We start from the raw sequence: 24,916 nt of genomic DNA, 5'->3' as shown, positions 1-24,916 counted from the left end.
GCGCCGCACCTGGAGGGTCGTCCGTTGTTCAGCATCACCGTCCGCGATCACATCATGATCGCTCACAGCTTCCGTGGCGACGTCTTCGGACCGGCCCAGCGCCTCCACGGCGCCACGTTCCTCGTGGACGCCACGTTCCGGCGCGAACAGCTGGACGAGGACAACATCGTCGTCGACATCGGGCTGGCCACCCAGGAACTCGGCGCGGTCGTCAGCGAGCTGAACTACCGCAACCTCGACAACGAGCCCGACTTCGCCGGAGTCAACACCTCCACGGAGTTCCTCGCCAAGGTCATCGCCGACCGGCTCGCCGAGCGCATCCACAAGGGGGCGCTGGGCGAGGGCGCCAAGGGCATCGCGGGCCTTACGGTCACGCTGCACGAGTCGCACATCGCCTGGGCGAGTTACGAGCGTGCGCTGTGACCGACACGACGATCGAACGGCCCGGGCAGCCCGGGCCGGCACCGGCGCGGCTGAATTATGTTCCCGTGCAGCACGCCTCCCTGAAGAACGCCGAGATCATCCCCATGTCCCTGCGCACCGTGCACTTCGTGCTGCCGGGCGGCGTCGACGACCCGGCGGCACCCAGCGGCGGCAACGCCTACGACCGGCGCGTGTGCCTGGATCTGCCCGGCTTCGGCTGGCAGGTCACCAAGCACGCCGTGGCCGGTGACTGGCCCCGGCCGGGGGCCGACGCCCGTACGGAACTCGCCCGCACCCTGAGCGGACTGCCCGACGGGGCCGTGGTCCTGCTCGACGGGCTCGTGGCCTGCGGCGTGCCGGAGGTCGTCGTGCCCGAGGCGGAACGGTTGCGCATGGCCGTCCTCGTCCACCTCCCGCTCGGTGACGAGACCGGGCTCGACGCGGCCGTGGCCGCCGAACTGGACGCCAGGGAGCGGACGGTGCTGCGGGCGGTGCCCGCGGTGATCGCCACCAGCGACTGGGCGGTCCGCCGCCTGGTCTCCCACCACGGCCTCCCTCCCGAGCGGGTCCATGTCGCGGCCCCCGGCGCCGACATCGCACCGCTCGCGCCCGGCACCGACGGTGTCTCGCGCCTGCTGTGCGTGGCCGCCGTGACCCCGCGCAAGGGCCAGCACCGGCTGGTCGAGGCGCTGGCCACGGTGAGCGACCTGCCGTGGAGCTGCGTGTGCGTCGGCGGTCTGACCCAGGACCCGGAGTACGTCGCCCACCTGCGGTCCCTCATCCGCAGGCACGGGCTGGAGGACCGGCTGGAGCTGGCGGGGCCGAAGTCCGGTGCCGCGCTGGACGCCAGTTACGCCACCGCCGACCTGATGGTCCTCACCTCCTACGCCGAGACGTACGGCATGGCGGTGACCGAGGCCCTGGCCCGGGGCATCCCGGTGCTGGCCACGGACGTCGGCGGGCTGCCGGAGGCGGTCGGCCGCGCGCCCGACGGCGGGGTGCCCGGCATCCTCGTCCCGCCGGAGAACCCCGCCGCCATCGCCGCCGAACTGCGCGGCTGGTTCGGTGAGGCGGACGTACGACGCCGGCTGAAGGCCGCCGCCCGCAGCCGCCGCGCCGCCCTCGACGGCTGGGCGACGACCGCACAGAGCCTGGCGGCGGTCCTGCGCCGGCTTCCGACCGAACCCCGGAGGGCCGCATGACGAACCCGGTGACGATCCAGCAGAGCGGTACGATCCCGGCCCAGCCCGGCCCGAGGGAGGTCACGGTGACGGACGACGTGACTCCGGGCGCGCGGCCGGGAGGGACGTCCGGGTCCGGGCAGGCCGGGAACAGCGTGGCCCCGGGCGGGAAGCCCGGGCCGGGGGCGGCCGGTGACGCCGTGCGCCAGGGGCTGGGCTCCAGTGTCGTGTTCGGTCCCGGTCAGGTCCCCGGTGCCGTCATCCCCGGCGCCGGGCCCAGCGGCAAGCCCGGCTCCCGGCCGACCGTGAAGCTGCGGGAGGCCGACCCCGACGACCCGCCCCGTTACGCACCCGAGTGGCTGGAGTTGCGGGAGCCGGCCGATGCCGCCGCGCGGGCGCACGACCTGCTCGACCCGCTGCGGATCCGGCTCGCCAACCTGCCGGGCAAGTCGGGCGTCGTCATCCACGACCTGGGCTGCGGCACCGGCTCGATGGGCCGCTGGCTCGCGCCCCGCCTGGACGGCGCCCAGCACTGGGTGCTGCACGACCGCGACCCCTACCTGCTGCACTTCGCCGCCGTCGCCTCCCCGCGCTCGGCCGCCGACGGCAGCCGGGTCTCCGTGGAGACGCGGCGCGGTGACATCGCCCGCCTCACCCCGGACGCCCTGCGGGGCGCGTCCCTGGTCACGGCGTCCGCCCTGCTGGACGTCCTCACCCGCGAGGAGATCGACACCTTCGCCGCCGCGTGCGCCGGAGCCGGCTGCCCCGCCCTGCTGACGCTGTCCGTCGCCGGGCGCGTGGAACTGACCCCGTCCCACCCGCTGGACGCGGAGCTCACCCAGGCGTTCAACGACCACCAGCGCCGCGACGGCCTGCTCGGCCCCGACGCGGTCACGGCGGCGGCCGAGGCGTTCTCCGAGCACGGCGCGACCGTACGGCTGCACCCGAGCCCCTGGCGGCTCGGCCCCGAGCAGGCCGCGCTCACCGAGCAGTGGTTGCGCGGCTGGGTCGGCGCCGCCGTCGAGGAGCGCCCCGAGCTGCGGGCCGAGGCCGACGTCTACCTGGCCGACCGGCTGGCGGCCTGCGCCGCGGGCGAGTTGCGCGTGACGGTCCACCACATCGACCTGCTGGCCCTGTCCCGCCCGGTGGGCGGAGCGTCATGAGCCCCCCGGCGACGGGAACGCGTCCGCGTGCCACGCCCACCGACACCCGGCCGTCCACGACCGGCAGCGGCACCCGTGCGCCCGCGATATCCGGTGCGGCGGGTACGGTCCGGGCAGAGGCGGTCGTGCCGCGCCCGGCCGCGGACGACAGGAGCGAGCCCATCGCCTCGGACCCGGCCGGACCGGGCCGGACGACGACCGGAGCCCCGCCGCCCGGGCCTCTCCGCACCGCCCTGGCACGCCTCGGCTCCTCCCGCGTCCGTACACACCTCGGCACCCTCGCCGGAATCGCCATCCTGGGCGTGCTGTTCTGGCGGCTCGGCACCGGTGTCTTCCTGGACGGGCTGCGGCGCATCGACGGTGTGTCGCTGCTGCTGGCGCTCGGCATCGGGCTCGTCACCACCGTGTTCAGCGCGTGGCGATGGGCGATCGTGGCCCGGGGGCTCAGGATCCGGCTGCCGTTCGGTCCGGCCGTCGCCGACTACTACCGCGCGCTGTTCCTGAACGCGGCCCTGCCCGGAGGCGTCCTCGGCGATGTGCACCGGGCCGTGCGGCACGGACAGAGCGAGGGGGATCTGCGGCGGGGCGTGAAGGCCGTCGTCCTCGAACGGGCCGCAGGGCAGATCGCGTTGTTCGCCGTGGGGGCCGTCGTCCTGCTGACCATGCCGTCCCCGGTGCTCGCCGAGGCCCGGCACATCGCCCTGCTGACGGCCCTGGCCGCCCTGGGCGCGACCGCCGTGGTCCTCGCCCTGCGCATGAACCGTTCGGCGCCCTCCCGCCGCGGCCGCACGCTGCGCGCCGCCCTCATCGAGGCCCGCGAAGGGCTGCTGTCGCGGCGGAACGGGCCTGGAGTGGTGGTCTCCTCCGTGGTGGTGCTGGCAGGTTACGTCGCGATGTTCGTACTCGCCGCCCGTGTCGCCGGGACCGCCGCCTCCGTGGCCGTCCTGCTGCCCCTCGCGGTCCTCGCCCTGCTGGCGATGGGCCTGCCCCTGAACGTCGGCGGCTGGGGACCGCGCGAGGGCGTCACCGCCTGGGCGTTCGGCGCCGCCGGCCTGGGTGCAGGACGGGGACTCGCCGTCGCGGTCGTCTACGGGGTGCTCAGCCTCGTGGCGAGCCTGCCCGGCGTGATCGTGCTCGTCGCCCGCTGGTACGCGGGCCTGAGGGCCGGGTCCCGGGCCGTCCCCGAGGCCCCGGCGCCACAGGGTGACTACGCCTCGGAGGTCAGCATCGAGAAATACGCCCCGAAGGAATCCGCGAGGCTCGCCAGGAGTTCCTTCCCCTTTACCGCCGAACCCAGCGAAGGACGGCCGATGACACCCGAATCGGTATAGCCGGACATGCCGAGGGTGAGCAGATGACGCCGGTCGTCAGCGACGAAATCGGAGGTCTCATAACCGGGTCGGAGCATTTCGGGATGAGCGTGCAGAAGGATGGAGGTCTCTATTTCCCCCGCATGCATGTCGGTGAGCAGCGAGGTGACCACACCCGCCCGTTCGCGCGCCGCCTCCCAGTCCTCCGGGGCCGGGAAGAGCGCCATCCGCTCGCCGCGGGCGGAGGATTCCTGAACCACGTTGCCCAGCACGTAGTTGCCGCCGTGCCCGTTGACCACCACCAGGGTGTCGACCCCGGACCGGCGCAGCGAAGCCGCAATGTCCCGTACCACCGCATGAAGGGTCACCGAGGAGATGCTCACGGTCCCCGGCCAGGCCGCGTGCTCGTGCGAGCACGAGATCGTCACCGGAGGAAGGAGGTGCACCGGGTACGCGCCGGCTATCTCCCGCGCGACGGCACAGGCGACGAGCGTGTCGGTCGCCAGCGGGAGGTACGGACCGTGCTGCTCGAAGCTCCCCACGGGAAGCACCGCGACCTGCCGTGAGACACCGGCGCCCCGCGTCCGTACGTCTTCCGTGGTGTCCGCCGGCACCAGATCACTCATAACGTCACGGCCTTTCGTCTCTGCTTAGGAACTCGAGAATCATGACAGAAAAAATTGGCGTACTCGGCAAGAAGTCGACGCAGCGGACCGGCGTGGAACGCGTCGTGAATGCGCCCTTGCCCACCGTGTACGGGAAATTCCAGGCGGTCGGCTACCTGGACCATGACCGCGGTGACGAGCAGGTGGCGCTGGTCTACGGCGAGATCGGCACGGACGACGTCCTCATCCGGCTGCACTCGGAGTGCCTGACCGGCGACGCCTTCGGCTCCCAGCACTGCGAGTGCGGTGACCAGCTCGACGCCGCCCTGCGCGCGGTCGTCGCCGAGGGCGCGGGCATCGTCGTCTACCTCAGAGGGCATGAAGGCCGCGGCATAGGCCTGCTCGCCAAGCTGCGCGCGATGGCCCTGCAGGCGGAGGGCCTGGACACCGTCGAGGCCAACCTCGCCCTCGGCCTGCCGGTCGACGCCCGAGACTACGGTGTCGCCGCCCGGATCCTGGACGACCTGGGCGTGCGGTCGGTGCGCCTGATGTCCAACAACCCGCGCAAGCGCGAGGCACTGGTGGACCACGGCATCACGGTCGCCGAGCAGGTCCCGCTGCTGATCCCGCCGTGCGAGAACAACATCACCTATCTGCGCACCAAGCGGGAACGCCTCGACCACCACCTGCCCCACCTGGACGCGGTGGTCAGCTCCTCCTGACGCGTACGCTTCGTGGACGTCCGCCCCTTGAGCGTCGGCCCTCAGCGGCCGACGCCTCACGCCGGAGGCCCACCTGGTATGACCGAGCTCCATCTGTGGCTGCGCCACGAGGACCGCACGACCGAACGACGCACTCCGATCGTGCCCGACGACGCCCGGCGGCTCGTCGGGCACGGAGTGCGACTGACCGTGGAGGAGTCCCCGCAGCGGGTCTTCCCGATCGAGGAGTACGAGGCGGCCGGCTGCCGTGTCGCGCCCGCCGGCTCCTGGGTGACGGCGCCGCGGGACGCCGTCGTGCTCGGCTTGAAGGAACTGCCCGACCACCCGGCCGAGCTGACGCATCGGCACATCTTCTTCGGCCACGCGTACAAGGGCCAGCCGGGAGCGGCGGACCTGCTGGGCCGGTTCGCCGCCGGGGGCGGGGCACTGTTCGACCTGGAGTACCTGGTGGACGACACCGGACGGCGCCTCGCCGCCTTCGGTTTCTGGGCCGGCTACCTGGGTGCGGCGCTGGCGGTGCTCCGGCACCGGGGCCGGCTGCGGGCACCGTTGACGCCGACCACCAAGGAAGACCTGGACGAGACGCTGCGGCCCGCCGCCGGGGACCGCGAGTTCACCGGCCTCGTCATCGGCGCCCTGGGCCGCAGCGGCCGCGGCGCCCGCGCGGCCTTCACCACCGCCGGCGTCGACCCGACCTGCTGGGACCTCGCCGAGACCCGGGACCTGGACCGCCCCGCTCTGCTGCGGCACGACGTGATGGTCAACGCGGTGCTCGCCACCACCCCCGTCCCGCCCTTCCTCCGCGAGCGGGACCTCGACACCCCCGGCCGCCGGCTGCGCACCCTGTGCGACGTCACCTGCGACGTCGGCTCCCCGCTCAACGTCCTTCCGGTGTACGACGACACCACCGACTGGGACGAGCCCGTACGGCGGCTGCGCGACGCACCCCCGCTCGACCTGATCGCCATCGACAACCTGCCCTCCCTGCTGCCGCTGGAGTCCAGCGCCGACTTCTCGGCCGCCCTGCTGCCCCAGCTGCTCGACTTCGGCGTCTCCGGGCCCTGGGGACGCTGCCTGGACCGGTTCCGTGAGGCGTCACGGGCCCACGGCCTCGACAAGGGGGATTCCTTTGACCACTGAACCGGCGGCGGCGAGCGGCACCGTCCACTGGATCGGCGCCGGCCTGTCCACGGGCAGCGGTCTCGCCATGCTGTGCGACGCCGCCCAGCGCGTCCGGCTCTGGCACCGCACCGAGAGCCGCGCCGCCGATGCCCTCGGCCGGCTGGGCCTCACCGGACGGGCCGGGCCCCGCGCCTACACGCTGTCCGCGCTCGCCGCCGAACTCGCCCCGGGCGATGTCGTCGTGTCGATGCTGCCCGCGCCGGAGCACGCGCCGCTGCTCGCGGAGTGCGTACGACAGGGGGCGCACTTCGCGTGCTCCAGTTATGTGTCGGACGCGGTGCTGGAGCAGGTGCCCGCGGCCGGGAAGGCCGGGCTCGTCGTCCTCACCGAGGCCGGGCTCGATCCGGGCATCGACCACCTCTTCGCCCACGCCCTGGTCGCCCGGGCCCGGGAGGCGATCGGCGCCGGGACGCCCGCCTCGTACACCCTCACGTCGTACTGCGGCGGTGTCCCCGCCGTCCCGAACGACTTCACGTACCGCTTCAGCTGGGCACCCGCGGGGGTCCTGGGCGCCCTGCGCTCGCCGGCCCGTTACCTGGAGGGCGGTGCGGAGACGGTCGCCGAACGGCCCTGGGAGGCGACCCGGCGGCATGTCGTCGACGGGGAGACCTTCGAGGTCTACCCCAATCGCGACAGCGTCCCGTTCATCGCGCAGTACGGGCTGCCGGACGCCTGGACACCGCGGACGTTCGTCCGCGGCACCCTGCGGCTGGAGGGGTGGCTGCGCGCCTGGGACGGCGTCTTCGCGGAGCTGAGGACCGGTGACGACGCCCGGATCGCGGCCCTGGCCCGGGAGCTGGCCGCCGCCCACCCCACCACGGACGACGACCACGACCGGGTCGTCCTCGTGGTGTCCCTGGACGTGCGCGCCGAGTCGGGGCGGTCGTGGAAGGGCGGTTACCTGCTCGACCTGGTGGGTGACGCCGAGGAGAGCGCGATGGCCCGCTGTGTCTCGCGGACCCTCGCGCTGGGCGTCCGGCACATCCTGGACGGCTCTTCGCCGCCCGGCCTGAACCGTGCCGCCGAGACGGCCGCCCGGTCCGAGCGGTGGCTGCGTGAACTGGCCCGGGACGGGCTCGGGTTCACGCTCCGCGTCGACCCGTAGCGGGCCTCAGTCCGACAGGGCCTCGTGCACCATCCGCTTGAGGTCCTTGAAGACCGTGTGAGAGGTCTTGGGCCGCACCTGCGTCATGAACTGCACCGTCAGGTCGCGGCCCGGGTCCACCCAGAACGTCGTCGTGGCCACGCCGCTCCAGCCGAAGGCGCCGAGCCCGGACGGCACCAGGGTGCGGGACGGGTCGATCACCACGGAGCAGTTGAGGCCGAAACCGAGACCGTCGTTGCCGGGTTCGTCGTGGGCGGGGCGGCTGCCGAAGGCCCGCAGATCGGCGCCGCCGGGCAGGTGGTTGCGGGTCATCAGATCCACGGTCTGCGGCGTGAGCAGCCGCACGCCGTCGAGTTCGCCCCGGCGGCGCAGCATCTCCATGAAGCGGTGGTAGTCGTGGGCCGAGCACACCATGCCGCCGCTGCCCGACAGGAACCGCGGACGGCCGCGCAGCGGGAGCCCCGGGATCGGCTCGATGCCGCCGCCCTCCTTCTCCCCGTACATCTCGGACAGCCGGGCCGCCTGCGCGTCCGTCACATGGAAACCCGCGTCCGTCATGCCGAGCGGCCCGAAGATCCGCTCGGCGCAGAACGCGTCGAGCGGCTGCCCGGACACGACCTCGATGATCCGGCCCAGGACGTTGCTCGCCACCGAGTAGTTCCACTCGGTGCCCGGCTCGAACTGCAGCGGCAGGCTCGCGTACACCTCGACCGTCTCGGCCAGGTCCGCGCCCGGCGGCACCGACGACTCCAGACGGGCCTCGCGGTACAGGGCGTCGACGGGGTGGGCGTGGTAGAAGCCGAAGGTCAGACCCGAGGTGTGGGTCATCAGATGCCGGACGAGTATGGGGCCGTCGGCCGGGCGGGTCTCGACGTCGGCCCCGGAGCCGCTGACGTAGACCCGCGGGTCGGCGAAGGCGGGCAGATGGTCGGCGACCGGGTCGTCCAGCGACAGCCGGCCCTCCTCCACCAGCAGCAGCGCGGCGACCGCGGTGACCGGCTTCGTCATGGAGTAGACCCGCCACAGCGTGTCGGGCTCGACCGGGAGCCCGGCCGCGATGTCGCGCAGCCCGTGCGTCGCGAGGTGGGCGACGCGCCCGGCCCGGGCTATGGAGACGAGGAAGCCCGGCAGGCGCCCGTCGTCGACCAGCCGGGCGAAGTGCCGGTCCAGGCGGCCCAGCACCTGCGGATCCAGCCCGGCCTCATCCGGATCGACCTCTTGTCGCAGCTGTGCCATGGCTCTTCTCCCGTCGCGCTCGTCGAGGTGAGATCCGGCATACCCCGCCCGGACCACCTCAGACCCCATCGTGGTGCAGGAACGGTTCATGATCGCGCAGGAACACGTGAGCGACGGCTCTGGGGGCCGGGGGTGCGGGACCGATGGCAGGTGGACCCGCTGATCGTCATGGGACGGCCCCGGCCCGGACGACCTGGTCGCCCGTCCGCAGCGGCACGGCGGGTAGAGGGGCGAGTCCCCCAACCCCTACGGGGACGAGTGGGGAGTCACCGTCCAGGACCCGGACGGCTGCCGTCTCGTGCCGTGCCGCCGGGCCGGGGCCAACCGCTGACGGCACCACACGGCGAGCTTCAGGCCGTCACTTTCTGCGGCCGCGCGGTCCCGAGTCCGGTGCGTTCCCCCAGTGCCTCCGTAGGAACCCGGTGCGTCTCCCGCGCCGACACCGCCGCGATCACCGGCGGCACGCACAACGCCGCCGTGAACAGCGCCACCGCCGACCAGTCGTCACCCCCCGGCCCGGCGATCCGCGCCGCGAACGTCACCGCGAACCCGGCCGCGGCGAAACCGATCTGGGTGCCGATCGCCACACCGGACAGCCGGACGCGCGTCGCGAACATCTCGCCGTAGAAGGCGGGCCACACACCGTTCGCCGCGCTGTAGACCACGCCGAAGCAGACGACGCCGGTCAGGAACGTCAGCGGGTAGGAGCCCGTGGAGACCGCCCACAGGTACAGGAACATCGTCACCGCGCTGCCGGCCGCGCCGAGCAGGAACACCGGGCGGCGCCCGATCCGGTCGGACAGCGCGGCCCACAGCGGGATCGCGGCGAGCGCGACGACATTCGCCAGGGCACCCACCCACAGCATGGCCGTACGCGACATGCCGACCGCGTCGCTGGTGGCGTACGCCAGCGCCCACACCGTGAAGATCGTGCTGACCGAGGCGACCAGCGCGCCGGCGATCACGCGCAGCACGTCCGCCCAGTGCTCGCGGAGCAGGATCACGAGCGGCAGCTTGGCCACGCCCTCCTCGGCGGCCTGCTGGGCGAAGGCGGGCGTCTCGTCCAGCTTGCGGCGGATGACGTAGCCGACGACGGCGACCGCGACGCTCAGCCAGAACGGCAGCCGCCAGCCCCACGACAGCAACTGGTCCTCGGGCAGCGCGGCGACCGGGATGAACACCAGCGTGGCCAGCAGCTGGCCGCCCTGTGTGCCGCTCAGGGTGAAGCTCGTGAAGAAGCCACGCCGGTGGGGTGGCGCGTGTTCCAGCGTCATGGAGTTGGCGCTGGCCTGCTCGCCGGCCGCGGAGATGCCTTGGAGCACCCGGCACAGCACCAGCAGGACCGGGGCGAGGTCGCCGACCTGGTCCCGGGTGGGCAGGCAGCCGATGAGGAACGTCGACAGGCCCATCAGCATCAGCGTGAAGACCATGATCTTCTTGCGGCCGGTCCGGTCGCCGACGTGCCCGAGCACCAGCGCGCCCACCGGGCGGGCGGCGTACGCGACGCCGAACGTGGCGAGCGACAGCAGGGTCGCCGTGGCCGGGTCGGACTCGTCGAAGAACACCTCGGGGAAGATCAGCGCGGCGGCGCTGCCGTAGATGAAGAAGTCGTAGTACTCCAGGGCGCTGCCGATCCAGGCGGCGGTCGCGGCCTTCCTGGGCTGGCCGGGCGGGGCGGTGGGCCCTGAGGGCGTGGCGGGGACGGACACGGCGGCTCCTTCGGGGGAGCTCCGCCCTGGGCGGAGCGAGACACGGGTGAGCAGAGGGGGCGTGCGCCGGATCGCGGCTAATTAACCCACTGGGTAGTTAGTAGGGGATGGCCAGTGATGCTGCGCCCGAGTGCCACCGGTGTCAAGGGGTCCCGCGCCGGGCGTTCAGTCCGCCGTCCGCTCCGCCGTCAGGTACGCGATCACCATGTCGCCCAGCATGGCGCGGTAGTGCGCGCGCTGCGTCCGGTCGAGCAGGTCGCGGCCGAACAGCGCGCCGAAGGTGTGCCGGTTGGAGACCCGGAAGAAGCAGAACGAGGAGATCATCGCGTGCAGGTCGACGGCGTCGACGTCGGCCGTGAACAGGCCCGACTCCCGGCCCGACGCCAGGATCCGGCGGATCACGTCCAGGGCGGGGGAGCCGATCTTGCCGAGCTTCTCGGAGCCGGCGATGTGCTGCGCCTCGTGGATGTTCTCGATGCTGACCAGGCGGATGAAGTCGGGGTGCTGCTCGTGGTGGTCGAAGGTCACCTCGGCGAGCCGCCGGATGGCCGCGACCGGGTCCAGATGGTCGACGTCGAGCTGCTGCTCGGCCTCCCGGATCACGCCGTACGCCCGCTCCAGCACCGCCGTGAACAGCTGTTCCTTGCCACCGAAGTAGTAGTAGATCATCCGCTTCGTGGTGCGGGTGCGGGCGGCGATCTCGTCCACCCGGGCTCCGTCGTAGCCGGCCCGCGCGAACTCCTGGGTGGCGACCTCGAGGATCTCGGCCCGGGTGCGGGCGGCGTCACGGATGCGCTCGCCAGGTCGTGCCGGTTCTTCGACGCTGGTCATCAGGTTCCTTCGGGCGGAGGGGCCGGTGCCGGTGATTGTAGAAGCACGGGGCCGTCCCTCCGGCAGGTCTTCCCGAGCCCGTGCTCGGCTGATATAGCTAACGTACTGGTTCGTACATTAGTGAGCCGCTCGGGAGGCGCGCGTGCCCAAGGAGTCGTATCTCGTCGGACTGATCGGTTCCGGCATCGGTCCGTCCCTCAGCCCGGCGTTGCACGAGCGGGAGGGCGACCGCCAGGGCCTGCGCCTGGTCTACCGGCTCATCGACATCGACACCCTCGACGTGGCGCCCGAGGCGGTGGGCGATCTGGTGCGGGCCGCCCGCGACCTGGGCTTCGACGGGCTCAACATCACGCACCCCTGCAAGCAGCTCGTCCTCGGGCACCTGGACGCGCTCACCCCGCAGGCCGAGGCGCTGGGAGCGGTCAACACGGTCGTCTTCGAGGACGGCCGGGCCGTCGGCCACAACACGGACGTCACCGGTTTCGCCGCCTCCTTCGCGCGCGGGCTGCCCGACGCGCCGCTGGAGCGGGTCGTCCAGCTGGGCGCCGGCGGTGCGGGCGCGGCCGTCGCCCACGCCGTGCTCACCCTCGGCGCCGGGCGGGTCACCGTCGTCGACGCCCTGCCCGAGCGGGCCGCCGCCCTGGCCGAAGCGCTGAACCGGACCTTCGGGGCGGGCCGTGCGGCCGCCGCCCCGCCGGACCGGCGGGCCGAGCTGCTCGCGCACGCCGACGGCATCGTCCACGCCACGCCCACCGGCATGGCCGCCCACCCGGGCCTGCCCCTGCCCGCCGCGCTGCTCCACTGCGGGCTGTGGGTGGCCGAGGTGGTGTACCGCCCGCTGGAGACCGAGCTGCTGCGCACGGCCCGCGCCCTGGGCTGCGCCACCCTCGACGGCGGTGGCATGGCCGCCTTCCAGGCTGCCGACGCGTTCCGCCTGTTCACCGGCCGGGAACCCGATGCCGCGCGGATGCTGGCGGACCTGGCCGAACTGGCCGGGGCCATCGGGGCTTCGCACTAGAGAGAGGTACCGACGTGCGTACGTCCATCGCCACCGTCTGTCTCAGCGGCTCCCTCACCGAGAAGCTCGACGCCGCGGCCCGGGCCGGGTTCGACGGGGTGGAGATCTTCGAGAACGACCTGCTGGCCAGCCCTCTCACTCCCGAGGACATCCGCGCCCGCTGCGCCGACCTGGGGCTCACCGTCGACCTCTACCAGCCGATGCGGGACATCGAGGCCGTCCCCGAGGCCGAGTTCGCCCGGAACCTGCGGCGGGCCCGGCACAAGTTCGAGCTGATGCGCCGGCTCGGCGCCGACACGGTCCTCGTCTGCTCCAGCGTCTCCCCGCAGGCGGTGGACGACGACGCCCTCGCCGCCGAGCAGCTCAGCCGGCTCGCCGACCTGGCGGGGGAGTCCGGCGTCCGGGTCGCCTACGAGGCGCTCGCCTGGGGCCGGCACGTCAGTACCTGGGACCACGCCTGGCGCATCGTCGAGGCCGCCGGCCATCCGGCGCTCGGCACCTGCCTGGACAGCTTCCACATCCTCTCGCGTGGCTGTGAACCGAAGGACCTCGAAGGCATCGCGGCCATCCCCGGTGAGAAGATCTTCTTCCTCCAGCTCGCCGACGCCCCACTGCTCGCCATGGACGTCCTGCAGTGGAGCCGCCACTACCGCTGCTTCCCCGGCCAGGGCGGCTTCGACGTCGCCGGGCTGGTGCGGCACGTGCTGGCCACCGGCTACGACGGCCCGCTGTCCCTGGAGGTCTTCAACGACGTGTTCCGGCAGGCCGAGGCGGGCCCGACCGCCGTCGACGCCCGGCGCTCCCTGCTGGTCCTCCAGGAGGCGGTGGGCACGGCGTCCCCGCCCGCCCCGGTCGTCCCCACCGGCGTCGCCTTCGCCGAGCTGGTCACACCCGACGCCGAACCCCTGGGCGCCCTGCTCGGCGCCCTCGGCTTCACCCGCACCGCACGGCACCGGGGCAAGCCCGTCACCCTGTGGGAGCAGGGCGAGGCCCGGATCCTCGTCAACACCGGGCCGGCCGTCCGCCGCGAGGGCACCCGACTCGCCGCGATCGGGCTGGAGTCACCGGACCCGGCAGCGGCGGCCCGGCGGGCCGAGGCACTGCTGGCGCCCGTGCTGCCGCGCCGACGCGCTCCCGGGGACGCCCCACTGGACGCGGTCGCCGCGCCCGACGGCACCGAGCTGTTCTTCTGCGCCGCCGGCCGCCCGGAACCGCCCGACTGGCGCGCCGACTTCGAGGACATCGGCGCGCCCCCGGCGGACGCGGGCATCCGGGGCATCGACCACCTCGCCCTCACCCAGCCCTGGCACCACTTCGACGAGGCGGCCCTCTTCCACCGCGGCGTGCTCGGCCTGCGCGCCCAGGAGAGCGTCGACGTCGCCGACCCCTACGGACTGATGCGCAGCCGCGCCGTCACCACCCCCGACGGCAGCGTCCGGATCGCCCTCACCGTCGGCGCCGCGCCCACGGACGACACCGTCCACGCCCAGCACATCGCCCTGGCCACCGACGACGTGGTCGCCGCCGCCCGCCGTTTCCGGGACGCGGGCGGCAGCCTGCTGCCCGTCCCGGCGAACTACCACGACGACCTCGCCGCCCGCTTCGAGTTCGCCGACGGTGAGCTGGAGACCTACCGCGACCTCGGCATCCTCTACGACCGCGACGCCCACGGCGTCTTCCGCCACTGCTACACCCGCACCGTCGGCCGGGTCTTCCTCGAACTGGTGCAGCGCGACGGCGGCTACCGGGGCTACGGCGCCGCCAACGCCCCGGTGCGGCTGGCCGCGCAGCACGCGGTGCGGGCCCTCACTGGCGGCTGACGGTCCGGGTGATGCCGGTGACGACGGTGGTGGCGAGGATCCAGCCCGTGAGCACGAGGGCGTAGGAGAGCCACTGGTACCCGCCGGTGGGGGCGAACGCGGCCTCCTGGCCGAACGAGATCACCGGCAGCAGCAGGTCGAGGGTGTAGAAGACCGCGTTGAACTGGGGGGCCTCGTCGGCCTTGAGCGGCTCGGGGTGGTGCAGGGCGTAGGCGAGGGAGCCGATCACCAGCAGCGACACCAGCCAGCCCGCGGCCCGCAGGGGGCGGAAGCCGTAGCCGACGGTGGCGTCCTGCACATGGCCCCACAGCCGGCCGTACCAGGGCAGGGTGCCGCGCCGGCGGCGCTGCTTGGCGAGCTGGACGAGGCGGGCGGCGGGGTCGTCGCCGATCCTGCGGTAGGCGGCGGTCAACTGCTCGTAGGCGTGCGGGACATAGCCCTCGCCGTCCCGCTCCAGCATCGCCAGACGCCGCTCGGCGGGCTCGTGCGGGGTGAGGGAGGTGTAGACGAGACTGTCGAGCAGGACCTCCTCCGGGACGACCTCCGGCTCCAGGAACAGCACGTCCAGCTGGGCACGGCGCAGGTTGAGGGTGCCGGCCATGGGAGGGCTCTTGCGCAGCCAGAGTTCCCCTATGGTGCAGCTGCTGGCCCGCAGCGCCGCGTCACCCGGGTTCGCCAGGCGGGCGTGCGACAGGTCGAGCCGGCCCGCGATCCGGGCGCCGCGCAGCCCGATCCAGCCGAGGACGTCCGCGTCGCGCAGCAGGGCGTCGCCGTCCACCGTGAGCGTCTCCGCGTCGAGGGCGACCTCTCCGGCACCGGCCTCCAGCCGCGCCCCGTTGAGGTCGACGCTGCCGGCGACCGACGCGCCCGTCAGCCGCACCTCACCGCGCGTGCGCAGGCCCGGCGCCGACAGACCGTCCCCGACGGTCACGTGGTTGAGCTGGAGCGCCGGCTGGCCGGGGGGCGGTTCGTCGATGGCGGCCCCGTCCATGAACAGCGCGCCGGAGATCTGCGCGCCACCGAGCCGCACGGGTCCCTCGAATAGGCAGCCGGACATGCGCAGCACGCCGTCCACGCGCAGGGTGGCGGCGTCCAGGCCGGGCAGGGCGGAGCCGCGCAGGTTCAGCTGGCGCAGCCGCGCCGCGTACAGGACGGGCACGTCCTCGAAGAAGCAGTCGCTGAGGCGCACGGCGTGGTCGACGTCGGCGTACTGGAGGTTCAGCGCCCCGGTGATCCGCGCGCCGGCCAGTCGGAGGGCGGCCGTCTCCCCGTCCTCCTGCGGGGCGCTGAGCAGCAGTGCCCGCACCACGGTCGCCCGCAGGGTCCGTTCGGGGCCCCACTCGGCGCCGCGCGTGGGGTCCTCGCCCGCCGGTCCCCGTAAGTCGACGTCCTCCCCGCGCGTGAAGGCGCGCCACACCCGCTCCTCGGCGGGCGTCATGGTGTGGATCTCCATCAGCGGGGACTCTGGCGCGCCCGGCCGGAGGCTGTCAACCCGCCTCCGGCCGGGGCCGGTTACGCCCTGGTGTTCCACTCCGCGATCACGGGCCGGCCGTGTTCGGTCGACAGCCGGCAGACCGTGCCGGTCTCCAGCCGGAACAGCCGCCCCTCCGCCGGGGACAGACCCAGCCGGCGGGCCGTCACGACGCGGAGGAAGTGGCCGTGGGCCACCAGCAGCACATCACCCTCGGGCAGCGCCTTCGCCGCCCGGGCCAGTACCCGGTCGGCCCGCTCGCCGACCTCCTCGGGGGACTCGCCCGGTTCGCCGTCGGGGCCGGGCGGGCCTCCGTCGGTCCACAGGTCCCAGTCGGGGCGGGTGCGGTGTATCTCCTCGGTGGTGACGCCCTCGTAGGCGCCGTAGTACCACTCGTGCAGGTCCGCCTCCCGCACGGCCCCCGTCAGGCCCGCGAGTTCGGCGGTGCGCACCGCGCGGGCGAGCGGGCTGGTGAGGACCAGTGCGAAGGAGCGGTCCGCGAGGAGCGGGGCGAGCGACTTGGCCTGTTCCTCACCGTTCGGGGTGAGGGGCAGGTCGGTGAAGCTGGTGTGCTGCCCGCTCCGGCTCCACTCCGTCTCGCCGTGGCGGACCAGCAGCAGATCACCCACGCGCTACGCCTTCTTCGCGGACTCGACGGCGTGGCCGCCGAACTGGTTGCGCAGCGCCGCGATCATCTTCATCTGCGGCGAGTCGTCCTGCCGGGAGGCGAACCGGGAGTAGAGGGAGGCGGTGATCGCGGGCAGCGGCACGGAGTTGTCGATCGCGGCCTCCACGGTCCAGCGTCCCTCGCCGGAGTCCTGGGCGTAGCCCCGGAGCTCCTCCAGGTGCTCGTCCTCGTCGAGGGCGTCCACCGCGAGGTCCAGCAGCCAGGAGCGGATGACGGTGCCGTCCTGCCAGGAGCGGAACACCTCGCGGACGTTGTCCACCGAGTCCACGGCCTCCAGCAGTTCCCAGCCCTCGGCGTAGGCCTGCATCATCGCGTACTCGATGCCGTTGTGGACCATCTTGGCGAAGTGCCCGGCGCCGACCCTGCCCGCGTGGACGAAGCCGTACGGGCCCTCCGGCTTGAGCGCCTCGAAGATCGGCCGCAGCCGGTCGACGTACTCCTTCTCGCCGCCGACCATCAGGGCGTAGCCGTTCTTCAGGCCCCACACGCCGCCGGAGACACCCGCGTCGACGAAGCCGATGCCGCGCCTGCTCAGCTCCTCGGCGTGCTTCTCGTCGTCCGTCCAGCGGGAGTTGCCGCCGTCGACCACCGTGTCGTACGGCTTCAGGAGGCCCGCGAGCTGGTCGATGACGTGCTGGGTGGGCTCGCCGGCCGGGACCATGACCCAGACCGTGCGGGGTGCTTCCAGCTGGTTGACGAGGTCGGCCAGACTGCTGGCGTCGGACTTCTCGGGGTTGGTGTCGTATCCGATGACGGTGTGGCCGGCGTTGCGCAGGCGCTCGCGCATGTTGCCGCCCATCTTGCCGAGACCCACAAGACCGATCTGCATGTCAGTTCACTTCCCGGAGGTTGCGGTAGGTGGCCACCAGCGCGGCCGTGGACGGGTCGAGACCGGGGACGTCCGCGCCCTCGGTCAGAGCGGGCTCGACGCGCTTGGCGAGGACCTTGCCCAGCTCCACGCCCCACTGGTCGAAGGAGTCGATGTTCCAGACGGCGCCCTGCACGAACACCTTGTGCTCGTAGAGGGCGACGAGCTGGCCGAGGACCGACGGGGTCAGTTCGGTGGCCAGGATCGTCGTGGTGGGGTGGTTGCCCCGGAAGGTGCGGTGCGGAACCTGTTCCTCGGGCACGCCCTCCGCGCGCACCTCCTCGGCGGTCTTGCCGAAGGCGAGCGCCTGCCCCTGCGCGAACAGGTTGGCCATCAGCAGGTCGTGCTGCGCCTTCAGTTCGTCGCTCAGCTCGGCGACGGGCCGGGCGAAGCCGATGAAGTCGGCCGGGATGAGCTTGGTGCCCTGGTGGATCAACTGGTAGTAGGCGTGCTGCCCGTTGGTGCCCGGCGTGCCCCACACCACCGGCCCGGTCTGCCACTCCACGGCGTGGCCGTCGCGGTCCACCGACTTGCCGTTGGACTCCATGTCGAGCTGCTGGAGGTAGGCGGTGAACTTGGACAGGTAGTGGCTGTAGGGCAGCACCGCGTGCGACTGGGCGTCGTGGAAGTTGCCGTACCAGATGCCCAGCAGGCCCATGATCAGCGGGGCGTTGGCCTCGGCGGGGGCGTTGCGGAAGTGCTCGTCGACGATCCGGAACCCGTCGAGCATCTCCCGGAAGCGGTCCGGGCCGATCGCGATCATCAGGGACAGCCCGATCGCGGAGTCGTACGAGTAGCGGCCGCCGACCCAGTCCCAGAACTCGAACATGTTGTCGACGTCGATGCCGAAGCCGGCCACCTTCTCGGCGTTCGTCGACAGCGCGACGAAGTGCTTCGCCACCGCCTTCTCATCGCCCCCGAGGCCCTCCAGCAGCCAGGAGCGGGCCGAGGTCGCGTTCGTGATCGTCTCGATCGTGGTGAACGTCTTGGACGCGACGATGAACAGCGTCTGTGCCGGGTCCAGGTCGCGGGTGGCCTCGTGCAGGTCGGAGCCGTCCACGTTCGACACGAAGCGGAACGTCAGTTCCCGGTCGGTGAACGGCCGCAGCGCCTCGTAGGCCATCGCCGGGCCGAGGTCCGAGCCGCCGATGCCGATGTTGACGACGTTGCGGATCCGCTTGCCGGTGTGGCCGGTCCACTCACCCGAGCGCACCCGGTCCGCGAAGGCGGCCATCTTGTCGAGCACGGCGTGCACGCCCGGGACGACGTTCTCGCCGTCGACCTCGATGACGGCGTCCCGCGGGGCGCGCAGCGCGGTGTGCAGCACGGCCCGGTCCTCGGTGACGTTGATCCGCTCACCGCGGAACATGGCGTCGCGCAGCCCGAACACGTCGGTCGCGGCGGCCAGTTCCTGGAGCAGGGCCAGTGTCTCGTCGGTGATCAGGTGCTTGGAGTAGTCGATGCGCAGGTCGCCCACGCGCACGACGTAGCGCTCGGCGCGCCCCGGGTCCGCCGCGAACAGTTCCCGCAGGTCCGGCTGGGGCAGGGCGTCCGTGCGGTGGTTCTCCAGGGCGGTCCACTCGGGGCGCCGGGTGAGCCTCGGGGAACCGGAGGGGGAGTCAGACATGAGCAGGAGTCTCCTCGGTTGCCTCGCCGTTCAGGGCGATGGCGTACATCTCGTCCGCGTCGAGGCGCCGCAGCTCCTCGGCGATGAGTTCGGAGGTGGCACGGACCTTGAGCGCGAGGGTGCGCGACGGCTGGCCCGGCAGGGTCAGCGTGGCCAGCGGCCCCTCGGGGCGGTCGATGACGATCTCGCCGTTCTCCGTGCCCAGGCGCACGGCCGTGACGACCGGACCGGCGGTGACCACACGGTCGACCCGGACGTGCAGCCGTGCCTCCAGCCAGCGGGCCAGCAGCTCGGCGGCCGGGTTCTCGGCCTCGGCCTCCACGGCCGCCGAGGTGATCTGCGCACGGGCCTGGTCCAGCGCCGCCGCCAGCATCGAACGCCAGGGCGTCAGCCGGGTCCAGGCCAGGTCGGTGTCACCGGGCGCGTAGGAGCGGACCCGCCTCTCCAGCACCTCCAGGGGGTTGGCGACGGCGTACAGGTCGGTGATCCGGCGCTGGGCCAGTGCTCCGAGCGGGTCCTTCGAGGGCACCTCCGGGGCGTCCATCGGCCACCACACCACCACCGGCGCGTCCGGCAGCAGCAGCGGCAGCACCACCGAGTCGGCGTGGTCGGACACCTCGCCGTAGGTCCGCAGGATCACCGTCTCGCCGGTGCCCGCGTCGGCGCCCACCCGGACCTCGGCGTCCAGGCGGGAGGCCTGACGGTCGCGCGGGGTGCGGGCGTGCCGCTTGATGACGACGAGGGTGCGCGAGGGGTGCTCGTGCGAGGCCTCCTCGGCCGCCTTGATCGCGTCGTAGGCGTTCTCCTCGTCCGTGACGATCACCATCGTCAGGACCATGCCCACGGCAGGCGTGCCGATGGCGCGGCGCCCCTGCACCAGCGCCTTGTTGATCTTGCTTGCCGTGGTGTCGGTCAGGTCGATCTTCATGGCCTGCGCCAGCTCCGTCCGTCTCGTGCGAGCATCTCGTCGGCTTCCTCGGGTCCCCAGCTGCCCGAGGCGTACTGCGCGGGCCGGCCGTGCGTGGCCCAGTACTGCTCGATCGGGTCGAGGATCTTCCAGGACTCTTCCACTTCCTGGTGACGGGGGAACAGGTTGGCGTCGCCCAGGAGGACGTCGAGGATCAGCCGTTCGTACGCCTCGGGGCTCGACTCGGTGAAAGACTCGCCGTAGGCGAAGTCCATCGTCACGTCCCGGATCTCCATCGACGTACCCGGCACCTTCGAGCCGAAGCGGACCGTCATGCCCTCGTCCGGCTGGACGCGGATGACGATCGCGTTGGAGCCCAGCTCCTCGGTCGCGGTGGAGTCGAAGGGGGAGTGCGGGGCCCGCTGGAACACCACCGCGATCTCCGTCACCCGGCGGCCGAGCCGCTTGCCGGTGCGCAGGTAGAACGGGACGCCCGCCCAGCGGCGGTTGTCCACCTGGAGCCTGACCGCGGCGTAGGTGTCGGTCGTGGAGGACTGGTCGATGCCGTCCTCCTCCAGATAGCCCCGCACCTTCGTGCCGCCCTGCCAGGCCGCCGCGTACTGCCCGCGCACGGTGCCCTGCCCGAGGTCCTGCGGCAGCCGCACGGCCTTGAGGACCTTCAGCTTCTCGGTGAGCAGCGAGGCGGCGTCGAAGGCGGCCGGCTCCTCCATCGCGGTGAGCGCCATGAGCTGGAGCAGGTGGTTCTGGATCACGTCACGGGCGGCGCCGATGCCGTCGTAGTAGCCGGCCCGGCCGCCGATGCCGATGTCCTCGGCCATGGTGATCTGCACGTGGTCGACGTACGACCGGTTCCAGATCGGTTCGAACATCTGGTTGGCGAAGCGCAGGGCCAGGAGGTTCTGGACGGTCTCCTTGCCGAGGTAGTGGTCGATGCGGAAGACCTGCTCCGGGTCGAACACGTCGTGCACGATGCGGTTCAGCTCTTCGGCCGACCTCAGGTCGTGCCCGAAGGGCTTCTCGATGACCGCGCGGCGCCAGGCGCCCTCGGGGGCGCTGGCCAGCTTGTGCTTCTTCAGCTGCTGGACGACCTTCGGGAAGAACTTCGGCGGCACCGAGAGGTAGAAGGCGTAGTTGCCGCTGGTGCCCCGGGAGGCGTCCAGCTCCTCGACGGCGGCGCGCAGCTGCTTGAACGCCGTGTCGTCGTCGAAGTCGCCGGGGATGAACCGCATGCCCTCGGCGAGCTGCTGCCAGACCTCCTCGCGGAAGGGGGTGCGCGCGTGCTCGCGGACCGCGTCGTGCACCACCTGCGCGAAGTCCTGGTCCTCCCAGTCCCGGCGGGCGAAGCCCACCAGGGAGAAGCCCGGCGGCAGCAGACCGCGGTTGGCCAGGTCGTACACGGCCGGCATCAGCTTCTTGCGGGACAGGTCACCGGTGACGCCGAAGATGACCAGCCCGGAGGGCCCCGCGATCCTGGGCAGACGGCGGTCGCGCGGGTCGCGCAGCGGGTTGCTGAAGTCGGGGTCCGCGTGGTCGGTGCGCGGGGCGGCGGGCACCTCGCCGCTCACCCCGGTCTGCTCGACCCCGGCGGCCTCCTGGGCCACCCGGGCCTCCTTGTCCTCCTTGGTCCCCTTGGTCTCCTGTTCGGCCGTCTGGGGGATGCCCTCGCTCATTCCGCGTCAACTCCCTTGTCGTTCAAGGACTTGGTGACCGCGTCCAGCAGCTCCTGCCAGGCCACCTCGAACTTGGCCACGCCCTCGTCCTCCAGTTGCCGCACCACCTCGTCGTATGCAATTCCGAGCCGTTCGACGTCCGCCAGGTCCGCTCGGGCCCGGTCGTAACCGCCGGTGACGGTGTCGCCCCGGACGTCGCCGTGGTCGGCGACGGCGTTCAGCGTGGCTTCCGGCATGGTGTTGACCGTGCCGGGGGCGACCAGTTCGTCCACGTACAGGGTGTCCTTGTAGGCGGGGTCCTTCACACCGGTGGAGGCCCAAAGGGGGCGCTGCCGGTTCCCGCGGGCATCCTCCAGGGCCTGCCAGCGCGGCCCGGCGAAGACCTCTTCGTACGCCTCGTAGGCGAGCCGCGCGTTGGCCAGGGCCGCCCGGCCCTTCAGGGCGAGGGCCTCCTCCGTGCCCAGCACCGTCAGCCGCTTGTCGATCTCGGCGTCCACGCGGGAGACGAAGAACGACGCGACCGAGTGAATGCCCGACAGGTCGAGGCCGGTCGCGCGCGCCCGTTCCAGACCGGCGAGGTAGGCGTCCATCACCTCGCGGTAGCGCTCCAGCGAGAAGATCAGCGTCACGTTGACACTGATACCCGCTCCGATCACTTCCGTGATCGCCGGCAGGCCCGCCCTCGTCGCCGGGATCTTGATCATCACGTTGGGGCGGTCCACCAGCCAGGCCAGCTGCCGGGCCTCGGCTACGGTCGCCGTCGTGTCGTGGGCCAGCCGGGGGTCGACCTCGATGGAGACCCGGCCGTCCCGGCCGCCGGTGGCCTCGTACACCGGCCGCAGGACGTCGGCGGCGGCCCGGACGTCGGCGGTCGTCATCATCCGGACGGCCTCGTCGACGGTCACGCCGCGCACCGCCAGGTCGGCGAGCTGCTCCTCGTAGCCGGCACCGGAGCCGATGGCGGCCTGGAAGATGGACGGGTTGGTGGTGACGCCGACGACGTTCCTCGTGGCGACGAGCTCGGCCAGGTTGCCGGACTCGATCCGCCGGCGCGACAGGTCGTCCAGCCAGATCGACACGCCCTCGTGGGACAGGCGCTCCAGTGCTCCCGCGTTCGCGGTCGCTTCGGTCACAGTGATCATCTTCTTTCGGGCGGTCGGTCAGCCGCGCGCCGCGGACAGGGATTCCCGCGCGGCGGCGACGACGTTCTCGGGGGTGAAGCCGTACTCGGCGAACAGGGTCCCGGCGTCGGCGGAAGCACCGAAGTGCTCCAGGGAGACGATGCGCCCCGCGTCCCCGACGAACCGGTACCAGGTCAGGCCGATCCCGGCCTCGACGGCGACCCGGGCCTTCACGGACGGCGGAAGCACGCGGTCGCGGTACGAGCGCGGCTGCTCCTCGAACCACTCCACGGACGGCATCGACACGACGCGGGTGGGCACGCCCGCCTCCTGAAGACGCTCGCGTGCCTCGGCGGCGACGTGGACCTCGGAGCCGGTGGCGATCAGGATCACCTGCGGCTCGCCGCCCTCCGCCTCGAACCGCACGTAGCCGCCGCGGGCCGCCAGCGGGTCCGGCTCGTAGGTCGGTACGCCCTGGCGGGTGAGCGCGAGGCCGTGCGGGGCCGGGGCGGTGGAGTGCCGCTTCAGGATCTCGGCCCAGACGATCGCGGTCTCGTTGGCGTCCGCCGGGCGCACCACGTTCAGGCCCGGGATCGCCCGCAGCGACGCCAGGTGCTCGACCGGCTGGTGGGTCGGGCCGTCCTCGCCGAGGCCGATGGAGTCGTGCGTCCACACGTACGTCACCGGCAGCTGCATCAGGGCAGACATCCGCACCGCGTTGCGCATGTAGTCGGAGAAGACCAGGAAGGTGCCGCCGTAGACGCGGGTGTTGCCGTGCAGGGTGATGCCGTTCATCTCGGCGGCCATGGAGAACTCGCGGATGCCGAAGTGGACGGTGCGGCCGTACGGATCGGCCTCCGGCAGCGGGTTGCCCTCCGGGAGGAACGAGCTGGTCTTGTCGATGGTGGTGTTGTTGGAGCCGGCCAGGTCGGCGGAGCCGCCCCACAGCTCGGGGACGACCGGGCCGAGCGCCTGGAGGACCTTGCCGGAGGCCGCGCGGGTGGCGACCGCCTTGCCCGGCTCGAACACCGGCAGGGCGTCCTCCCAGCCCTCGGGCAGCTCGCCCTTGCTGACGCGGTCGAACGTGGCGGCCCGCTCCGGGTTCTCGCCCCGCCAGGCGGCGACCCGCTTGTCCCAGGCGGTGTGCGCCTCGGCACCCCGGTCCAGGGCCAGGCGGGTGTGGGCCAGCACCTCGTCCGCGACCTCGAAGGACCGCTCCGGGTCGAAGCCGAGGAGGCGCTTGGTGGCCGCGACCTCGTCCTCGCCGAGCGCCGAGCCGTGGGAGGCCTCGGTGTTCCGGGCGTTCGGGGCGGGCCAGGCGATGATCGTGCGCATCGCGATGATCGAGGGGCGCCCGGTCTCGGCCTGAGCCGCCTTCAGCGCCGCGTACAGCGCGTGCACGTCGACGTCGCCGTCCTCCCGCGGCTCGATCCGCTGCACGTGCCAGCCGTAGGCCTCGTAGCGCTTCAGCACGTCCTCGGAGAACGCGGTCGCGGTGTCGCCCTCGATGGAGATGTGGTTGTCGTCGTAGAGGAACACCAGGTTGCCGAGCTTCTGGTGGCCGGCGAGCGAGGAGGCCTCGGCGGAGACACCCTCCTGGAGGTCGCCGTCGGAGACGATCGCCCAGATCGTGTGGTCGAAGGGGGAGTCGCCCTCGGGGGCGTCCGGGTCGAACAGACCGCGCTCGTAGCGGGCGGCCATCGCCATGCCGACGGCGTTGGCGACGCCCTGGCCGAGCGGGCCGGTGGTGGTCTCCACGCCCGCCGTGTGCCCGTACTCGGGGTGACCGGGCGTCTTGGAGCCGTGCGTGCGGAACGCCTTCAGGTCGTCCAGCTCCAGCTCGTAGCCCGCGAGGTAGAGCTGCGTGTAGAGGGTCAGCGAGGTGTGGCCGGGGGAGAGGACGAAGCGGTCACGGCCGGTCCACTCGGGATCGGCGGGATCGTGCCGCATCACCTTCTGAAAGATCGTGTAGGCGGCCGGTGCCAGGCTCATCGCGGTACCGGGATGGCCGTTGCCGACCCGCTGGACGGCATCCGCCGCCAGGAGACGGGCGGTGTCGACGGCACGCCGGTCGAGTTCGGTCCATTCGAAGCGGTCCGCTGTCTGCGTGCTCATCTTCACGAAGTCCTCGATAGGAGCGAAGTTGCTGGTCTGACGTGTTCAAAGTTAAAAGTCTGACTTTTTCGGCGGAAGGTCGTCGTGTGCCAGCCTGTGGTGAAAGTGGGACACCCACGGGCA

20 protein-coding genes and 2 pseudogenes are annotated in these 24,916 nt (G+C 72.4%); 10 read left to right on the top strand and 12 right to left on the bottom strand.

Annotation, left to right across the window (positions count from 1 at the left end):
* Positions 1-24: 24 nt before the first annotated feature.
* The 4 genes and pseudogenes from ACFY9E_RS03085 to ACFY9E_RS03070 all read left to right on the top strand — a co-directional run.
* Positions 25-423, top strand: coding sequence for a 6-carboxytetrahydropterin synthase (locus ACFY9E_RS03085; protein ID WP_030843501.1), 399 nt, complete (start codon positions 25-27; stop codon positions 421-423).
* Complete coding sequence (locus tag ACFY9E_RS03080; protein ID WP_390978780.1) at positions 420-1,625, top strand: glycosyltransferase; 1,206 nt, start codon at positions 420-422, stop codon at positions 1,623-1,625. The genes ACFY9E_RS03085 and ACFY9E_RS03080 overlap by 4 nt, the downstream gene beginning before the upstream one ends.
* Positions 1,622-2,767, top strand: coding sequence for an SAM-dependent methyltransferase (locus ACFY9E_RS03075; protein ID WP_390978778.1), 1,146 nt, complete (start codon positions 1,622-1,624; stop codon positions 2,765-2,767). Before ACFY9E_RS03080 ends, ACFY9E_RS03075 begins: the two co-directional genes overlap by 4 nt.
* Positions 2,764-3,831 (top strand): annotated as a pseudogene (locus tag ACFY9E_RS03070) (lysylphosphatidylglycerol synthase transmembrane domain-containing protein); the annotation flags it as partial. The gene ACFY9E_RS03075 and the pseudogene ACFY9E_RS03070, both read left to right, overlap by 4 nt.
* A 143-nt stretch (positions 3,832-3,974) precedes the next feature.
* Here ACFY9E_RS03070 and ACFY9E_RS03065 read toward each other — a convergent pair.
* Positions 3,975-4,703, bottom strand: coding sequence for a creatininase family protein (locus tag ACFY9E_RS03065; RefSeq protein WP_390978776.1), 729 nt, complete (start codon positions 4,701-4,703; stop codon positions 3,975-3,977).
* Between the two features lie 41 nt (positions 4,704-4,744).
* Between ACFY9E_RS03065 and ribA the strand changes: the two genes are divergently transcribed.
* From ribA to ACFY9E_RS03050, 3 genes are all read left to right on the top strand, one after another.
* Entirely contained in the window at positions 4,745-5,404 is a 660-nt protein-coding gene (gene ribA, locus ACFY9E_RS03060) for a GTP cyclohydrolase II (RefSeq protein ID WP_248501678.1), read from the top strand.
* Between the two features lie 78 nt (positions 5,405-5,482).
* Positions 5,483-6,544 (top strand): saccharopine dehydrogenase, encoded by a 1,062-nt coding sequence (locus tag ACFY9E_RS03055; RefSeq protein WP_390978774.1) that lies wholly within the window; start codon positions 5,483-5,485, stop codon positions 6,542-6,544.
* Positions 6,534-7,691, top strand: a complete 1,158-nt coding sequence (locus ACFY9E_RS03050) for a saccharopine dehydrogenase C-terminal domain-containing protein (RefSeq protein ID WP_390978772.1) — start codon at positions 6,534-6,536, stop codon at positions 7,689-7,691. Before ACFY9E_RS03055 ends, ACFY9E_RS03050 begins: the two co-directional genes overlap by 11 nt.
* 6 nt (positions 7,692-7,697) lie before the next feature.
* On the opposite strand, the gene ACFY9E_RS03045 is transcribed toward ACFY9E_RS03050, so the two are convergent.
* Complete coding sequence (locus tag ACFY9E_RS03045) at positions 7,698-8,927, bottom strand: serine hydrolase (protein WP_390978770.1); 1,230 nt, start codon at positions 8,925-8,927, stop codon at positions 7,698-7,700.
* 172 nt (positions 8,928-9,099) lie between these two features.
* On the opposite strand from ACFY9E_RS03045, the pseudogene ACFY9E_RS03040 reads away from it, so the two are divergent.
* Positions 9,100-9,258, top strand: a pseudogene (locus ACFY9E_RS03040) (VOC family protein); the annotation flags it as partial.
* 19 nt (positions 9,259-9,277) lie between these two features.
* On the opposite strand, the gene ACFY9E_RS03035 reads toward ACFY9E_RS03040, so the two are convergent.
* Together ACFY9E_RS03035 and ACFY9E_RS03030 are read right to left on the bottom strand one after the other, a co-directional pair.
* Complete coding sequence (locus ACFY9E_RS03035; RefSeq protein ID WP_390978768.1) at positions 9,278-10,636, bottom strand: MFS transporter; 1,359 nt, start codon at positions 10,634-10,636, stop codon at positions 9,278-9,280.
* A 165-nt stretch (positions 10,637-10,801) separates the two neighbouring features.
* Positions 10,802-11,467: a TetR family transcriptional regulator gene (locus tag ACFY9E_RS03030; protein ID WP_390978766.1), complete on the bottom strand. Its 666-nt coding sequence runs from the start codon at positions 11,465-11,467 to the stop codon at positions 10,802-10,804.
* Between the two features lie 142 nt (positions 11,468-11,609).
* On the opposite strand from ACFY9E_RS03030, the gene ACFY9E_RS03025 reads away from it, so the two are divergent.
* Positions 11,610-12,485, top strand: coding sequence for a shikimate dehydrogenase (locus ACFY9E_RS03025; RefSeq protein WP_390978764.1), 876 nt, complete (start codon positions 11,610-11,612; stop codon positions 12,483-12,485).
* Positions 12,486-12,499: 14 nt separating this feature from the next.
* Positions 12,500-14,305 carry a TIM barrel protein gene (locus tag ACFY9E_RS03020; protein WP_390978762.1) on the top strand — a complete coding sequence of 602 codons (1,806 nt, stop codon included), beginning with the start codon at positions 12,500-12,502 and terminating at the stop codon, positions 14,303-14,305.
* On the opposite strand, the gene ACFY9E_RS03015 is transcribed toward ACFY9E_RS03020, so the two are convergent.
* Genes ACFY9E_RS03015 through tkt form a run of 8 tightly spaced genes read right to left on the bottom strand, consistent with a single transcriptional unit; the run spans position 14,292 to position 24,793 of the window.
* Positions 14,292-15,758 carry a membrane-associated oxidoreductase gene (locus tag ACFY9E_RS03015; protein ID WP_390978760.1) on the bottom strand — a complete coding sequence of 489 codons (1,467 nt, stop codon included), beginning with the start codon at positions 15,756-15,758 and terminating at the stop codon, positions 14,292-14,294. The genes ACFY9E_RS03020 and ACFY9E_RS03015 overlap by 14 nt on opposite strands.
* A 59-nt stretch (positions 15,759-15,817) precedes the next feature.
* Entirely contained in the window at positions 15,818-16,405 is a 588-nt protein-coding gene (locus ACFY9E_RS03010) for a histidine phosphatase family protein (RefSeq protein ID WP_390978759.1), read from the bottom strand.
* Positions 16,406-16,408: 3 nt separating this feature from the next.
* Complete coding sequence (gene gnd / locus ACFY9E_RS03005) at positions 16,409-17,293, bottom strand: phosphogluconate dehydrogenase (NAD(+)-dependent, decarboxylating) (protein WP_390978757.1); 885 nt, start codon at positions 17,291-17,293, stop codon at positions 16,409-16,411.
* A gap of 1 nt (position 17,294) precedes the next feature.
* Complete coding sequence (gene pgi, locus ACFY9E_RS03000) at positions 17,295-18,959, bottom strand: glucose-6-phosphate isomerase (protein ID WP_390978755.1); 1,665 nt, start codon at positions 18,957-18,959, stop codon at positions 17,295-17,297.
* Positions 18,952-19,887, bottom strand: a complete 936-nt coding sequence (gene opcA / locus ACFY9E_RS02995; RefSeq protein ID WP_390978753.1) for a glucose-6-phosphate dehydrogenase assembly protein OpcA — start codon at positions 19,885-19,887, stop codon at positions 18,952-18,954. Before opcA ends, pgi begins: the two co-directional genes overlap by 8 nt.
* Positions 19,884-21,557: a glucose-6-phosphate dehydrogenase gene (zwf, locus tag ACFY9E_RS02990; RefSeq protein ID WP_390978751.1), complete on the bottom strand. Its 1,674-nt coding sequence runs from the start codon at positions 21,555-21,557 to the stop codon at positions 19,884-19,886. The genes opcA and zwf overlap by 4 nt, the downstream gene beginning before the upstream one ends.
* Positions 21,554-22,699: a transaldolase gene (gene tal / locus ACFY9E_RS02985; protein WP_390978749.1), complete on the bottom strand. Its 1,146-nt coding sequence runs from the start codon at positions 22,697-22,699 to the stop codon at positions 21,554-21,556. The genes zwf and tal overlap by 4 nt, the downstream gene beginning before the upstream one ends.
* Positions 22,700-22,717: 18 nt before the next feature.
* Positions 22,718-24,793 (bottom strand): transketolase, encoded by a 2,076-nt coding sequence (gene tkt, locus ACFY9E_RS02980; protein ID WP_390978747.1) that lies wholly within the window; start codon positions 24,791-24,793, stop codon positions 22,718-22,720.
* Between the last annotated feature and the right edge of the window lie 123 nt (positions 24,794-24,916).

Origin of the sequence: Streptomyces sp. NPDC012466, assembly GCF_042955215.1 — a bacterium.
Classification (GTDB): Bacteria; Actinomycetota; Actinomycetes; order Streptomycetales; family Streptomycetaceae; genus Streptomyces.
The sequence above is the reverse complement of the archived record's forward strand: the minus strand, read 5'-3'. Positions and strand labels throughout refer to the sequence as shown.

Excerpts from the sequence above, each read along its gene's own strand:
- tal (WP_390978749.1), bottom strand. The coding sequence starts at position 22,699 with ATGATCACTGTGACCGAAGCGACCGCGAACGCGGGAGCACTGGAGCGC.
- pgi (WP_390978755.1), bottom strand. The coding sequence starts at position 18,959 with ATGTCTGACTCCCCCTCCGGTTCCCCGAGGCTCACCCGGCGCCCCGAG.
- ACFY9E_RS03065 (WP_390978776.1), bottom strand. The coding sequence starts at position 4,703 with ATGAGTGATCTGGTGCCGGCGGACACCACGGAAGACGTACGGACGCGG.
- ACFY9E_RS03030 (WP_390978766.1), bottom strand. The coding sequence starts at position 11,467 with ATGACCAGCGTCGAAGAACCGGCACGACCTGGCGAGCGCATCCGTGAC.
- ribA (WP_248501678.1), top strand. The coding sequence starts at position 4,745 with ATGACAGAAAAAATTGGCGTACTCGGCAAGAAGTCGACGCAGCGGACC.
- gnd (WP_390978757.1), bottom strand. The coding sequence starts at position 17,293 with ATGCAGATCGGTCTTGTGGGTCTCGGCAAGATGGGCGGCAACATGCGC.
- ACFY9E_RS03075 (WP_390978778.1), top strand. The coding sequence starts at position 1,622 with ATGACGAACCCGGTGACGATCCAGCAGAGCGGTACGATCCCGGCCCAG.
- tkt (WP_390978747.1), bottom strand. The coding sequence starts at position 24,793 with ATGAGCACGCAGACAGCGGACCGCTTCGAATGGACCGAACTCGACCGG.
- zwf (WP_390978751.1), bottom strand. The coding sequence starts at position 21,557 with ATGAGCGAGGGCATCCCCCAGACGGCCGAACAGGAGACCAAGGGGACC.
- ACFY9E_RS03055 (WP_390978774.1), top strand. The coding sequence starts at position 5,483 with ATGACCGAGCTCCATCTGTGGCTGCGCCACGAGGACCGCACGACCGAA.
- ACFY9E_RS03045 (WP_390978770.1), bottom strand. The coding sequence starts at position 8,927 with ATGGCACAGCTGCGACAAGAGGTCGATCCGGATGAGGCCGGGCTGGAT.
- opcA (WP_390978753.1), bottom strand. The coding sequence starts at position 19,887 with ATGAAGATCGACCTGACCGACACCACGGCAAGCAAGATCAACAAGGCG.
- ACFY9E_RS03015 (WP_390978760.1), bottom strand. The coding sequence starts at position 15,758 with ATGGAGATCCACACCATGACGCCCGCCGAGGAGCGGGTGTGGCGCGCC.